Source organism: Mariniphaga sediminis (assembly GCF_003573545.1).
In the GTDB taxonomy this organism is placed as follows: Bacteria; Bacteroidota; Bacteroidia; order Bacteroidales; family Prolixibacteraceae; genus Mariniphaga; species Mariniphaga sediminis.
This window is the reverse complement of record NZ_QWET01000027.1, coordinates 12,683-27,120: the sequence shown is the minus strand read 5'-3', so window position 1 is coordinate 27,120 and position 14,438 is coordinate 12,683. Positions and strand designations below refer to the sequence as shown.

Below are 14,438 nucleotides of genomic sequence, written 5' to 3'. Positions count from 1 at the left end.
GTGAAACAGCCTGTCCGGCCTGCACAGTCATACAGGGAACTCTTCATCCCGATAATCATCGGGATAAAAAATCAACCGTCTGCACAAAAGCCGGGCGCATGGCCCGTCTTATATTCATTTTATCTATTTATTTTGAAAAAAGCGGTCTCTAAGAAAGCAGGTATCCGGGAGCAACGAATACCCATACTTTTGCTTTCTTAGAGACACCCCTAAAATGTTATTCCCAGCCGGGGTTTTGTCCCAACGTAGGATTTTGAGACCTGGCGCTTACCGGAATAGGCCACAAATAGTGTTTGCTCTCAAATACCGGATTTTCAAAGTCACTTCCTTTATTAGGGCAGATATATTCAATTCCGGTCCCGGGAACAACTTCATACTGTAGGGAGACGGCACCGGCAGGATCGATGCTGTTCCTGTTTGCTTCATCCCAGCGAATGCCATAATCTTTTTTAGTCATTAATTTTTCACCCAGTTTCCATCTCCTAATATCATCAAAGCGGAAACCTTCGCCAAATAATTCAATCCTTCTCTCCCGCCGAATCTCAACAATCAATGGAGAAACACCCCAATCGGTATATCTTGGATCAACCGGAATGTTATTAATATCCATATGAACCATTCCAACCCGATCCCTCAGTTGATTTATACTTATGTCCAGGTCGGTCTGAGACAATGTTCCCAATTCTGCTTTGGCCTCGGCATAGTTGAGCAATGCTTCACCAAATCGCAATATAACACACGGGGTAAACCCATCATGGAAATACACGTTTTGTGGCTGATTAACATGCTTCACCTGGTGATAGCCGGTTACCGATGTCCACGAACCTGTTTTTCCGGTCGGATTGGGAATCGTAGTTCCAATAGCTGTTAACCCGCCGTAATCATAATATTCAACATCATCCGGGTGCAAAATAGTTTGCTTTAAACGGGGATCCCTGTTTTCAAACAAGTTCTCAAAAACCTCATCGCCCTGATATAAATCTGAAAGTGTGATGGGTAATCCGTCGGTACACAAATAATCTTCTACCATACTTTTTGTTGCGGTAGACATGTAGTAATATATTTGCCATGAATTTTGTACGATACCCTGCTCGTATCTTCTCCAGTACATGACCTCATCCACTCCGGTAAGATCTGTCATTTGAAATATGGCGTTGTAATCATGCGCCGGATCGCCGGTAGAATACAGTTGATACGGGCCGTTGTCTATTAATTCTTTTGCAGCGGTAGCTGCAGCCTGTAACCATGAGTCAGGATTTGTACCTCCGTGGTATTTTCTCCATGTTCCCTCGAACAGACAAACACGCGATTTTATCAGCAAAGCACTCCAACGATTCAGTCTTCCCGGAGCACTGCCGTCGCCCCAATCGTCAGGTAAATATTCGCATGCATAATCCAAATCAGCAAGTACTTTTTCCATTACCGTTTCACGGGGCGTACGCTCCGCAAATAATTCGTCAGAATCGATATTCAATTCTTTGTCTATCCAGGGATAGTCACCATAAAGAGAAACTTTGTCAGCAACCATCCACCCACGGAACAAACGCGCTTCCGCCTTATATTGATCAATAATTGACTGACTGATATCCGCCTTATCATAATTAGCCAGGCCAATATTAATGGCACGCACAAAATAAAAACATGTTCTATTCCAGCCAAATGAAATTGGATTATTGTCGGGTGTTATTTGCCCGGCCCTAATTCTTACGTGGTTTCCATTGTAAGATAAAGCCCGGACATCATTGTCAGTCATTCCGTCTAATGAATATTGCCCGTCCCTGGTTGCGCCTTCATGGTTGCCATTTAATAACCGCATGGCATTCGACTTGGCATAATTATAAAATACATTATTGTAAACCATAAGGTCATTTTCAGTATTCCAGAATGTTTCGCCAGATATGCTGGTCAAGGGATACCTATTCATAGAATCATCGTTGCAACTAATCAGGAAAGCTGCAAAAATTAAAAAATATAATATTTTATTTCTCATTTCTATTCGTTTTAAAATTTGCTTATAGTGTAACTTTCAGGCCAAGTGTAAACGACCGTTGAAACATGTATCTTGGCACCAGATCAGTAGAGTATTCCGGATCCAGGGTTTTATACATTCCTGTGGCTTCCCAAAGATTTGTACCGTTAAGATAAACCTGGGCATTGGCAACAAACTTTACAGGAATGTTATAACTTAAAGTTATATTTTTCAACCTTATATATGCCGCATTCTGCAAATAACGGGTCTGTACGTGCGTATTTTTATTATCGGAATATGCAAATTGTTTACCCGGGAAATAGGCATCGGTATTTTCTGGCGACCAGGTATCATCGAGCCACCATTGCTCCATCGACAATGATTTAAAAGGCCAGAACCGTAAAAAATTTCCTCTTGACGGGTACCAGTCCCTTTTTAATACCCCCTGAGCAAAAATATCGAGAGAGAAATTTTTATATTTGATACTCGGGTTGATACCAAATGCATATCGTGGCGTAGAGTTTCCTATCCTTATTCTGTCACCGGTATCATCCAATGTATTAGACCCTGTTGTAATCTCATCATCATCATCAAGATTCGCATAATGTACATCACCCAATCTCCAGTTAGAACCTAACCTTGACTGATCTGCTGCATTGGCCAGTTCTTCTTCTGTTTGAAACAAGCCCACTGTCTTATATCCCCAAATCTCACCTATTTTTTTACCCACATAATAGTCGCCTATGTCGCCGGTTGGATTGTCGTACTTTGTTATTTCCGTTTGGTAATCAGACAGTGAAAGATTTACATTGTATGACCAGTCATTACTTACCTTATCATGCCAGGTTACTGCCAGTTCCCATCCGGTATTTCTTAAATCAGCAGCATTTTCACTGGGAGCCTCTGCCCCAAGAGGATCGGGATAACTTTTTTCCATCAGCATATTCTTGGTATCCCGGATAAAGTAATCCAATGATACATCCAGTTTTCTTTTTATGGTAAAATCAATACCAACATTCTTACTTTCAACTGTTTCCCAGGTTAGAGAATTACTAACTAACCCTCCCGGGGATATTATATTAGTAAGATTTCCGCCTCCGTCGAGTAAAAATGTGGAAGTTCCCGATGCCATGGTAGAGATATAAGGATAATAGGCCCCCACACTCTGGTTCCCAAGCTCGCCATAAGATGCCCTGATTTTTAAATTATCCAGCCACACACTTGCCCCCTCCATAAATGCTTCTTCCGATAATCTCCATCCCAAAGAAAATGATGGGAAAAATCCGAAACGATCCTTTTGGGGAAACCGGGAGGTTCCATCATACCGGCCATTTGACTCAAAAAGATATTTATCTTTATAAGAATAATTTAAACGGTAGAACATCCCCCGGAGCATGATTTCATTCTTGGCATCCGAATTAGACTTTACACCGGTTGTAGCAGTTAATGAATGAATGATTGGTGTAATCAGCTGGGTAGATCTCGTTGTCACCCTGTGTGTTGCCCCATATTCTTCATTAAACCCTATCAATCCTTTTATATAATGGTCGCCAATATCATTTCTTACATACTCTGCATAGGTATTAAATACATAATAGGTATTTTTATCAAATCGACTTTCTATCCAGTCGTTGGCACTTTGTCCCTTATAAACAATATCTTCCGTCATTTCGAAACCGTTAAAACCTCTTAACACATCAACCTGTGACCTGACTCTCTCCATGTCCTGCCAGTAATATCTATAAGAAAAATCCCCTCTGATTTTTAATCCTTTAATCGGAGTAATTGTAACCCCCTGTGTTAGCCAGATGTCATTTTCAGTAGTAGTATTTCGGCCTCCATTCTTTAGGTACGGCAGCGGATTTCTGTTATCCAGGTGCATTCCGATATATGGCGCCCATTGGTCATGGTCACCCGGCTCCACGTAGTAAGTCAGGTCAGGAAAAGTATGAGGAGAATAAAAATGTTTTGCTATGGACTGGTAGTACCACTGGTCATGATAATCATGCGGATTATCATTTAATACAGAAGAAAATGAAATCCTTTCTTCCAGTTTAAACCAATCGGTTACCTGAAAATCAATTTTAGATAACACATTGTATCTTTTATAGCTTTCATTTCCATACCGAAAGAATCCATCTTTATTAATGGCTCCCAAAGAAACATAATAACTGGCCTTTTCACTGGCTCCGTTGATACTAAAATCATATTGTTGCTGCGGAGCAAAATTCCTCATCGCCAAGTCCTTCATGTATGTATTCTCCAAAGGATAAAGAAATCCCTCATAATAAAACCAGGCATCATCAGTAGTTGGATTTTCCATTTCCTGATATGCCAGGGCGGCTTGAATTACCGGGTCGGGCAGCAACGTCCTTCCATTCGTTATTTTATAGGCTTCGTTCTGAATTTGCCTGGCAGTACCTCCGTCTCTTACCGGTTCGTACCCCGGGAAAATGGCTTTTTGCAAAGTTGTTTGAACTGAAAAGTTAATATTGGTTTTGCCAACCTGCCCGGTTTTCGTTTCGACCAGTATAACTCCAAAAGCAGCCCTTGCCCCGTAAATAGCCGCTGAAGATGCATCTTTAAGTACGGATACCGACTTGATATCATTGGGGTTGATTTTCTCCACATCCATAGGAACGCCATCAACCAGAATAAGAGGATCGCCACCATTAATCGATTCATATCCCCTGATATTAAAGTTAGCGGCCTCATTGGGGTCTCCGGACTGATATGTTATATTTAACCCGGGAATTACTCCCTGCAGCCCCTGGCCCAAAGATGTAATCGTTCTGTTTTCCAGTCGTTCAGAATTGGCAACCCCAACGGCACCTGTCAGGTTTGCTTTCTTTTGTGTACCGTAACCTACGGCAACCACTTCTTCAATGCCAATCGCATCCACCTCCATCGCCACATTGATGTTTGTTTGAGCTCCAACAGATATTTCTTGAGTTCGCATACCCACAAATGAAAATACCAATGTAGCCTCCGCCGGTACATTTGTTAAAAAGTATTCTCCATCTGCATTTGTTACCGTTCCCTGGGTGGTTCCTTTTACCACAACAGTAACTCCCGGCAAGGGCAGTTCATCAGAATCTGTCACTTTCCCGGAGACAGTTCCTTGCTGTTGCAGAATTTTCATTACCGGGCTTTTTTCAATAGCATTCAGGATGACCACATATCGGTCGATGATTTCATAGGCAATCTCGTCCGGAAGTGTTGTGTTCAGAATTTCTTCCAGCGTTTCATTCGTGACATCGATTCTGATTTTCTGCCGCGAATTAAGTTTTGAATCGGAGAATGCAAACCGGAACTCGGTTTGTTTTTCAATCTCTTTGAACAATTCTTCATAAGAAATGTCCTTAAATTTTAGTGTCAGCCGGGTACTCTGTGAGTACACACTCGCAGAAACCAACATCGTCGATACCAACAAAAAAATAGCCGTTAGTTTCATGATCCTTAAAATTTTTCGTAACAGGAAAAATTCATTCCCTGTTAGGAATGGTTTTCTTTTTTTCATAGATTTGAACCGTTTTAAAGTTAAATACTTAATTTAATTTGATCTGTCGGGCATCGTCGGTTCCAGCGACTTTGCCCGATTTTTTTATATACACATCATCCTTTCATTACTTTGTTATTTTAACATTATTACCCTCAACTTTATAATTGAATCCGTTTACCTTTGAAATAACTTTGAGTACATTTTCCAATGATTCATACTTTTCAAACCTTACTGTAAGCGTCTCTGATTTAAATAATTCCGGATTATACACAATACTGATATCGTACCATTTTTCGAGTATCGAAATAACATGGTCAAACGGTGTCAACCGAAATACCAGTTGGTTATTCTTCCACGACAATTCATACTCTTCACTAAAAGCTTTCAAAACCAAAGCTTGTTTATTTTTATCGAGTGTCAACTGTTGGCCCGGTTCTATTATTTTGTAAGTATTGCCGTATTTTATCTCCACAGATCCCTCAAGCAGCGACGATTTTATAACAGAAGATTCCGGATATGCGGAAATGACAAACCGGGTGCCCAATGCCGTGGTAGTCAGATTTCCTGATGTCACTTCAAACGGCAACTCTTCATCCTTTTTCACTTCGAAATAGGCTTCCCCTTCCAACTCAAGTTTCCTGGAGCCTAAACCATAATCGGCCGGATAGCTCAATTTTGTATCTACATTCAGCCATACTCTCGATCCGTCCGGAAGAATTACATGGGTAAATTCCCCTTTTTCTGTAGAAAGTGTAAGCATCTCGGAGGAGATGGGTTGGTTGAAATAGAAATAAAGAACAGCAGCAATAAGTGGTATAAATAAAATTGCTGCTGCCTTTGACAAAGCTATAAACAATCGATTCATCTTCACCTTCAAAGATGAAACCCTGATTTTTTCCCGTATCTGTTCGAACTGTAACGCTACTTCTTCCGGCTGACTTTGCTGCCAGTTTTTTTCCAGAAACCGGATAAGTTCATCCCGGTAATGCAGGTCGTTCAAAAAATCGTTAAACAAAATAAATTCTTCATCCGACAACCTTTGCCCGGAAATAAATTTATTGATCAGATTTTCGGATGTTTTATTCATTCCTTTACTTATTCATTTTCGATTACAACTATGAATACGTTTGAAAAGACTTCTTCCGTAGCAGAATCGTTATTTTTTTTCACATTGCTTTTTATCGACAACAATAAAAAACAATGTATCAAACAGATACGCACAAAAAAAATATCTTTTCCCCTTATATTTTATGAATCTCTCCTTTTGTTTCCCATTTCAATTTGAAACCACCACGTCTTTTACAACCATACGGCAATAGCTCAGAACAACCTCCCGTGCACAGGACAACGGGACTGTCTTTTTTTGAATATTCAGGAAATTAATTAATTGAAAAAGAATCACTGCTTCAGCAGCTCTTCTGCAGCTTTTAATGTTGTATCAGTCAGGTTTTCACCCCCAACCATTTTGGCCAGTTCTTCCACCCGTTCTTTTCCATTGAGTTGCCTGATGGAAGTATATGTTTTACCGTTTTGTTCATACTTGTACACCATAAAATGGGCATTGCCCCTGGCGGCTATTTGCGGAAGGTGGGTAATATTTATGATTTGTGTAGAAATGGAAAATTCCTTTAATATGTTTCCCATTTTCAGGGAAATCTCTCCCGAAACGCCTGTGTCTATTTCATCAAAAATGACGGTAGGTAATGCTTTGGAAGTGCGTAACAGGTTTTTAATGGCCAGCATTAAGCGGGACATTTCTCCGCCGGAAGCAATTTTGGAAATCTCATCAGCCGGCATATCGGCATTCGAGCTGAACAGGAAAGAAACAGCATCTTTGCCAACAGGAGTATATCCAGGCAAGGGCTCATGCACTACTTCCAGTTTTGACTTTGGCATTCCCAGTTGCTGCAGGTCTTTTCGGACTGCTTTTTCAATCAGCTCAAACGATTTTTTCCGAATCCGGCTTAGTTCGTCCGCCTTCTCTTCCAGTCTCAACCGGCTGTTTTCAAATTCGGTTTTTAACGATTCTATTTCCTGGTCGTAGCCGGTAACCTGGTTGATTTTTTCATCAAATGAATTTTTCAATTCAATCAGTTCTCCGGCTGTTGCTACATTATGTTTTTGCTGAAGGCTGTAAAGTAAATTAAGGCGGTCGTTCACCAGTTCAATTCTGGCAGGATCATGTTCTACTTTTCCGGCCAGCCTTTCCACCTCATCAAAAATATCTTTTATTTCCAGGAAGCTGCTTTGCAGTCTCTCCGCCAAACCCGGAACTTCAGCAACATATCCCTGGATGCTTTCCAGTTTCCGCCCACTCTCTTTCAGGTTTTGAATAACGGAAAACGATTCATCGTCGAGCAGTTGCTGTACCTCAGAAAAGGCGCTTTTAATCTCCTCTGCATGGGTAAGTTGTTCCAGTTCAGCTTCCAGTTCTTCCGGTTCAGCTTCTTTTAATCCGGCCTCCTCCAACTGGTTAAACTGAAACTGCCAGTAGTCCAGATCCGCCCGTTCTTTTTCACTTTTTTCTATTAATTTTTCCAGATCATTTTTTAGCGTAATAAAACGGGAGTACTTTTCGCGGTATTCATTAAGAACTTTTTCTGTGCCCGCAACGGTATCCACAAGATGTAACTGGAACTTCCGGTTCCCCAATTCCAGATTTTGGTGCTGCGAATGAATGTCAATCAATTTTAATCCCAGTTCCCTGAGTGTTTTCAGGTTTACCGGGGTGTCATTCACAAAAGCGCGTGATTTGCCCGATGGAGTAATTTCCCTTCGTAAAATGGCAACCTTATCGTAGTCGAGGTCATTCTTTTTAAAAAAAGATTGGAGATGGTAATTTCCTACTTCAAAAATGCCCTCAACAATACACTTCTCGTCTTGATTTTTTAGTACTGACAGATCTGCCCTGTTTCCCAAAATGAGTCCAAGTGCCCCTAAAATAATGGATTTCCCGGCACCTGTTTCACCTGTTACGGAATTTAATCCGGTATGAAACTCGACATCCAGCTTACTAATCAGCGCGTAATTTGAAATAGTTAGTTTGACCAACATTACTGAACGAGTTAAAACCCTTCGCTTTCAGCAATCTTTTCATACTTGCTGCCGTTTGATGGGTCCACCTCATTTAAAATGGTCATCACCCGGTTCCGCTCATCGGGAAAAGATTTGGAAAAAACATTGACAATCTCATCGGCTTTGGCATCGAAAAATACCTGAAGAATATATACCGACGGCCTGCGACGGAAAACCGTCTGAATATCCCGAAGCGACTGGGCAACATTGGCCCTCCCCTCTTCCGGCTTATCAGACATTAAATCAAGGCCCTGACGGTGATAAAAATACATACATTTACGAAAATCGGAATATGATTTATTCAGGATATTCTCGATAAGCCAGTAACGGTTTCGTTCACTTTCAAAAGCCTTCCAGCCTTTTTCACGGGCATTCTGCGAATTATTCGCAATCGCCTGCGCTTTTTCAAAATAAGGGGTTCCGCCCTCCGGCGAAAAAGTATCATAATCGAACCCTAAAATAATGTAGGCATAATAGGCAAGGATGTTGGTCAGATTATCCCGGTTCGAGGTTTCATTAAACTCAAGCGGTTGAAACTCCACGTAGCGGCACCGAAAATCATTATCTTTAAGATTCAGCACGGTGGTTTCATAACTGGAGTTAAACACTGGCCGAATTAGCTGAACCTGGATAGAACCGCTGAATTCATCCGTCGATATTTGATCGTCGAGCCGAATAAGAATGTTACACCTGATTTTTTCATCGTATGTAAAAACATGCTCAGTCCATTTCCGGTTATTCATGAACTCATAAATATCGGCCTGCATGGTCCTGAAAAGCTGCCGGTTGGCGCCTTGTATTCGTTGGGCCGAAACGGTAACATTACATCGTAATTCCTGAGCAAACAGGGTGGTTACTGAAAATAAGGCTATCAGTAGTACAACAATTTTCTTCATATATACCTCCTTCAGGGAGGTAAAATTATAAAAATTACCGGGAATAAATAGCGTGTTAATACAAAAGGAACTTGCGGTACTTTCTATTTTTTAAAATCGTACCGCAAGTTCCTTTTCAAAATCAGAATCCGAACTTACCGGGTAACCACAAACTGATTTCAGGAATGTAAGTAACCAACAATAAAACAATAACCATCGCCAAAAACATGGGCAGCAACGGTTTTATTACTTTATCGATACTTAGTCCGGCCACACTACATCCGATAAACAGCACCGATCCAACCGGCGGAGTACAAAGTCCTACACTCAGGTTCAGCACCATAATAATCCCGAAGTGCGTCGGATCTACTCCCATTGATGTAACAATCGGGAGAAAAATAGGTGTAAAAATCAATACTGCCGGAGTCATATCCATAAATACTCCGACAAAAAGCAAAATCATATTTATAATCAGCAAAATCATAAAAGGATTGCTGGTTAACGCCAACAAACCCGAACTCACATTCTGCGGAATGTTTTCATAAGCCATAATCCACGACAACCCCAAACAGGTAGCTACAAGCAGCATAACAATACCTGTTGTTTTTACCGATCGTAAAATGATATCCGGAAGATCTTTCACCGAAATCTGACGATAAATAAATGCCAGTATCAAAGAATATAATACGGCAATAGCAGAAGCTTCGGTTGCAGTAAAGTATCCGGCCACGATTCCCCCGATAACGATAACAAGCATCATCAGACTGGGAATGGCATCCAGAAACTTTTTCGTTCCGTGAAGCGCTTTTTGCTTATTGTTTTTCGTTTTTATATATCCCCAGACTGCTACTGCTGCCAGAATTACATATAGGAATATCCGGTTTACAAGAGGTGAAAGATTGGCACGGGAAAATGAAACTCCCTGATAAAAAACCAAAAATGAAACGACAACCAGTGAAACCACACCCAAAGCTTTCAATGCAGCCTTCATCCCTTTTCTCTTGTAAATGAGCATAGTAATGGCAGTTACAATAATTCCCAAACCGGTAAGAATTCCCGGCAAATAACCTGCAAGGAACAATGCAGTAATAGAAACCCCGCCACTGGCCAAAGAATAAACAATGAGAATATTACTTGGTGGGATAGACAACCCGGTTGTGGCAGAAGTAATGTTTACCGCTGCACTGAAATTTTCAGGGTATCCCTCTTTTTTCATTTCAGGCTGCATGATGCTGCCAATAGCCGAAGCCGAAGCTGCAGCCGATCCGGAAATCGCACCAAACAACATGTTAGCCAGCACATTTACCATGGCCACACCTCCCGGAATACCACCTACCAAAACACGGGCAAAGTCGATAAGCCGGATGGCAATCCCCCCGCTGTTCATTATATTTCCCGCTAATATAAAAAACGGGATGGCAAGTAAGGCAAAACTGTCGAGGCCGGTAGCCATTCGCTGAGAGAAGGTAGTTAACGCCGGTACAACATCGATGCTAACCAACATGGTTAAAATTCCGGAAATTCCAATACTAAATGCAATGGGAACCCCAATTACCAGTAAGATGATAAAACTGAAAACAAGTACAAATACTTCTAAAAATTCCATACCAATTAGTTTTTCCGGTTTTCTTTAACCATTTTACGCATATTGTCGATATCAAAATAAGCAATCAGTAATCCGCTGATAGGTAACACCAGGTATACAAACCCTAAAGGCAAACCGAGTGCTGCCGATTTTACAGAAAGATAAAAGCGGGTGTAGACCAACCAGCTTCCCCCTGCAATCAAAACTGTCATGGAGAAGATAATTACAACAATACTGATGAACAACTCCAGTTTATATTTTCGCTCCGGAGAACTCTTCTGGATAAGAAGATCGATGGCCAGGTGTTCACGTTTCCCTGCTACGTAGGCCGCACCAAGAAGCCCCACCCAAATCAAAAGAAATCCCGCAAGTTCATCGGTAAAACTGCTGGGCGAACTTAACACATAACGACTGGTAACCTGCCATAACACATCAATTACCAGTATACTTAAAAGAAATACAAGTACCCACTCCAGTATTTTGTCAATGATTTTTCGTATCGTCATAGTTTCTGATTTTATTCAACAGCCTGAATTCGTTTTATATAAGAATAGATAATCTCATTATCGCGGTAACTTTCAAGCAAAGGCTGCACTTTGTCGATAAAAGGTTGTTTGTCGGGGTAATTAATTTTTACACCGGCCTTCTGTACCTCTTCCAGCGATTTAATTTCCGATTCAGCCCAAAGCTTCCGTTCGAGCACAGCTGACTCATCAGCAGCCTGTTGAAGCCATTTCTTTTCCTGATCAGAAAGTTTGTCCCAGATAATTTTACTGACGACCAGTACATCGGGGATTGTGGTATGCTCATCGAGAGAGTAATATTTACATACCTCATAATGGCGCGAAGTATACAGGCTGGGCGGATTATTTTCCGCACCATCTACCACGCCACTTTGAAGGGCGGTGTAAAGTTCGCCCCAGGAAATGGGGGTTGCAGAACCACCAAGGGCCCGAATCATCTCTACGGCCGTAATACTGCGCATTACCCTGATTTTCAATCCGGACAAATCATCCGGATGAGTAATGGGTTTCGATTTGGTATAAAAACTACGTGAGCCGGCATCGTAATAACAAAGGCCACGTATCCATTTGTCTTCGGTACTGAGAAGCAAGTCCCTGCCTATTTCGCCATCCATAATTTTGAAGGCATGCTCTTTTGATGTAAAGATGTAAGGCAACCCGAAAACTTTGTAATCTTCGGCAAAACTTTCCATCACTGCAGCCGAAACTTTGGTAATGGCAAGACTTCCAATTTGCACCAGTTCCACACACTGTTGTTCCGATCCTAATTGCTCAGCCGGGTAAACTTCAATGGTCAGCTTTCCTTCCGACAATTCACCGCACCTTTCGGCCATAAATTCCATAGCCTTATGCACCGGATGATCTGTTGGAAGTCCGTGCGCCAGTTTTAGTTCCCTTTTTTCAGAAGGCCCCATACAGGCGAAAGTCGCGAGCAAAAGAAGGCTTACCAAAAATTTGGTTAATCTGTTATAATTCATTCGTTTGTAGTTGATATTACTTGTACTTACTTATAATTTCAAGTGCTTCTTTACATTTTTGCGTAATGTAGCCATAATTTTTGTTGGCCAGAACCTCCTTGGGGAACAATTTTGATCCCATTCCCACACAGGTCACACCGGCCTCAAACCACTCTTTCAGATTCTCTTCTGTGGGTGAAACACCGCCGGTAGGCATGATGCTTGTCCATGGCATGGGCCCCTTTACTGCCTTCACAAAACCGGGGCCACCAACCTGCGAACCAGGGAAAATTTTAACCACTTCGGCCCCCAGTTCATGCGCCCGGCCAATCTCTGTAACCGTACCGCATCCCGGGCTCCAGGCAATTTTTCGTTTGTTACACACTTTGGCGGTTGCTTCATCAATAAGCGGCGAAACAATAAAATTTGCCCCCAATGCAATGTACATAGCAGCCGTTCCTTCGTCAACAACCGACCCCACTCCCATTATCATGTCGGGGCATTCCTGCATTGCCCATTTATTTAATTCGGCAAAAATGAGCGTGGCAAAATCGCCGCGATTGGTAAATTCAAATACCCGCGCTCCTCCTTCGTAGCAGGCTTTCACCACTTTTTTGCACACTTCTGCATCGGCATTGTAAAACACAGGGATCATCCCTGTTTCTTTCATTTTTAATGCCACTTCTATTCTTGTAAATCTTGCCATCGTAGTTTAAAATTTCGAGTTTAAATTCCGGTTGAATTATCGTGCTACCCTGCCGGAAGCATCGCCTCCCATCAGTTTTTCCACTTCATCCACAGTTACCTGGTTAAAGTCACCGTAAATGGTATGTTTCAAACAAGAAGCCGCCACCGCAAAGTTCAGCGCTTTTTGGTCGTCGCCTTCATAGGTAAGTAATCCGTAAATAAGGCCTCCCATAAACGAATCGCCACCACCTACGCGGTCAACAATGTGGGTAATCTGATAGGTGGGCGCTTCGTATAGTCTTGTACCATCCCAAAGCACACCTGACCAGGTATTATGGTTGGCGTTTACAGATCCCCGTAAGGTTGTGATTACCTTCTTGCAACGGGGAAACCTTTCCATAATCTGCCTTGAAACCGACTCATAAGCAGCGCCTTCCACATGTCCTCCGGTCACATCTACCCCTTCAGGTTTGATGCCAAGCACTTTTTCAGCATCTTCTTCATTACCCAAAACCACATCGGTCCCGGCCACCAGTTCCGGCATCACTTCTCCGGCTGTTTTACCATATTTCCAGAGATTTTTACGGTAGTTCAGATCACATGAAACCGTTACTCCCAATTCATTTGCTTTTTTGATAGCTTCCAGGCACACATCCGCTGCATTTTGCGAAATGGCCGGTGTAATGCCCGTCCAGTGAAACCAGTTTGCCCCTTCAAAAACCTTCTCCCAATCTATTGTTCCGGGCTCAATCTCCGACACCGCAGAATGGGCGCGGTCGTAAACCACTTTACTGCCACGGCTTACTGCCCCGGTTTCAAGAAAATAAATCCCCAGACGTTCGCCACCCCATACGATTTGATCGGTTCCTACTCCGTGCTTACGCAAATCCATCATACAGGCACGACCAATATCGTTATTTGGGAGACGGGTTACAAAATCAACCGGAATACCGTAGTTAGAAAGCGAAACGGCAACATTGGCCTCGCCACCTCCAAAAGTGGCTGTTAGCTCATTTGACTGTGAAAAACGAAGATAACCGGGTGTTGCCAGACGCAACATAATCTCTCCAAACGTAACGACTTTTTTCATCTCTTTAAATTGTTAATTTTTTAAGGTATTTGATGTAACCCCGCCATTACAATGATTCTCATCGTAAGTCAAAATATCTGACGCGGCTTGCTTCATCATAATTCTATTCTAACGATTCTGCAATCGATTGCAAAATTAACATTCTCTCATAAAACAAAAAAAGATTGGCCATGAA

General features: G+C 42.0%; 10 protein-coding genes. All 10 read right to left on the bottom strand.

The annotated features are described in order from the left end of the window. Positions 1-217 precede the first annotated feature (217 nt). The 10 genes from D1164_RS21695 to D1164_RS21650 all read right to left on the bottom strand — a co-directional run bounded on the left by D1164_RS21695 (position 218) and on the right by D1164_RS21650 (position 14,263). Entirely contained in the window at positions 218-1,990 is a 1,773-nt protein-coding gene (locus tag D1164_RS21695; protein WP_119352011.1) for a RagB/SusD family nutrient uptake outer membrane protein, read from the bottom strand. 22 nt (positions 1,991-2,012) lie between these two features. After that, positions 2,013-5,489, bottom strand: a complete 3,477-nt coding sequence (locus D1164_RS21690) for a SusC/RagA family TonB-linked outer membrane protein (RefSeq protein WP_119352010.1) — start codon at positions 5,487-5,489, stop codon at positions 2,013-2,015. A 106-nt stretch (positions 5,490-5,595) separates the two neighbouring features. Further along, entirely contained in the window at positions 5,596-6,558 is a 963-nt protein-coding gene (locus D1164_RS21685; RefSeq protein WP_119352009.1) for a FecR family protein, read from the bottom strand. A 311-nt stretch (positions 6,559-6,869) separates the two neighbouring features. Beyond that, the gene (gene recN, locus D1164_RS21680) at positions 6,870-8,525 is read right to left on the bottom strand and encodes a DNA repair protein RecN (RefSeq protein ID WP_119352008.1); all 1,656 of its coding nucleotides are present in this window, start codon (positions 8,523-8,525) and stop codon (positions 6,870-6,872) included. An 11-nt stretch (positions 8,526-8,536) separates the two neighbouring features. After that, on the bottom strand, positions 8,537-9,442 hold the full coding sequence (gene porD / locus D1164_RS21675; RefSeq protein ID WP_119352007.1) for a type IX secretion system protein PorD: 906 nt from the start codon (positions 9,440-9,442) through the stop codon (positions 8,537-8,539). 121 nt (positions 9,443-9,563) lie between these two features. After that, positions 9,564-11,027, bottom strand: coding sequence for a TRAP transporter large permease (locus tag D1164_RS21670; RefSeq protein WP_119352006.1), 1,464 nt, complete (start codon positions 11,025-11,027; stop codon positions 9,564-9,566). 5 nt (positions 11,028-11,032) lie between these two features. Beyond that, positions 11,033-11,512: a TRAP transporter small permease gene (locus tag D1164_RS21665; protein ID WP_206611091.1), complete on the bottom strand. Its 480-nt coding sequence runs from the start codon at positions 11,510-11,512 to the stop codon at positions 11,033-11,035. 11 nt (positions 11,513-11,523) lie between these two features. Then, positions 11,524-12,507, bottom strand: a complete 984-nt coding sequence (locus D1164_RS21660) for a TRAP transporter substrate-binding protein (RefSeq protein WP_119352005.1) — start codon at positions 12,505-12,507, stop codon at positions 11,524-11,526. A 16-nt stretch (positions 12,508-12,523) separates the two neighbouring features. Then, the gene (locus D1164_RS21655) at positions 12,524-13,192 is read right to left on the bottom strand and encodes a bifunctional 4-hydroxy-2-oxoglutarate aldolase/2-dehydro-3-deoxy-phosphogluconate aldolase (protein ID WP_119352004.1); all 669 of its coding nucleotides are present in this window, start codon (positions 13,190-13,192) and stop codon (positions 12,524-12,526) included. 36 nt (positions 13,193-13,228) lie between these two features. After that, positions 13,229-14,263, bottom strand: coding sequence for a sugar kinase (locus tag D1164_RS21650; protein ID WP_119352003.1), 1,035 nt, complete (start codon positions 14,261-14,263; stop codon positions 13,229-13,231). Positions 14,264-14,438: the final 175 nt, after the last annotated feature.

Coding starts and splice junctions, on each gene's coding strand:
- D1164_RS21695 (WP_119352011.1), bottom strand. CDS start 1,990: ATGAGAAATAAAATATTATATTTTTTAATTTTTGCAGCTTTCCTGATT.
- D1164_RS21690 (WP_119352010.1), bottom strand. CDS start 5,489: ATGAAAAAAAGAAAACCATTCCTAACAGGGAATGAATTTTTCCTGTTA.
- D1164_RS21685 (WP_119352009.1), bottom strand. CDS start 6,558: ATGAATAAAACATCCGAAAATCTGATCAATAAATTTATTTCCGGGCAA.
- recN (WP_119352008.1), bottom strand. CDS start 8,525: ATGTTGGTCAAACTAACTATTTCAAATTACGCGCTGATTAGTAAGCTG.
- porD (WP_119352007.1), bottom strand. CDS start 9,442: ATGAAGAAAATTGTTGTACTACTGATAGCCTTATTTTCAGTAACCACC.
- D1164_RS21670 (WP_119352006.1), bottom strand. CDS start 11,027: ATGGAATTTTTAGAAGTATTTGTACTTGTTTTCAGTTTTATCATCTTA.
- D1164_RS21665 (WP_206611091.1), bottom strand. CDS start 11,512: ATGACGATACGAAAAATCATTGACAAAATACTGGAGTGGGTACTTGTA.
- D1164_RS21660 (WP_119352005.1), bottom strand. CDS start 12,507: ATGAATTATAACAGATTAACCAAATTTTTGGTAAGCCTTCTTTTGCTC.
- D1164_RS21655 (WP_119352004.1), bottom strand. CDS start 13,192: ATGGCAAGATTTACAAGAATAGAAGTGGCATTAAAAATGAAAGAAACA.
- D1164_RS21650 (WP_119352003.1), bottom strand. CDS start 14,263: ATGAAAAAAGTCGTTACGTTTGGAGAGATTATGTTGCGTCTGGCAACA.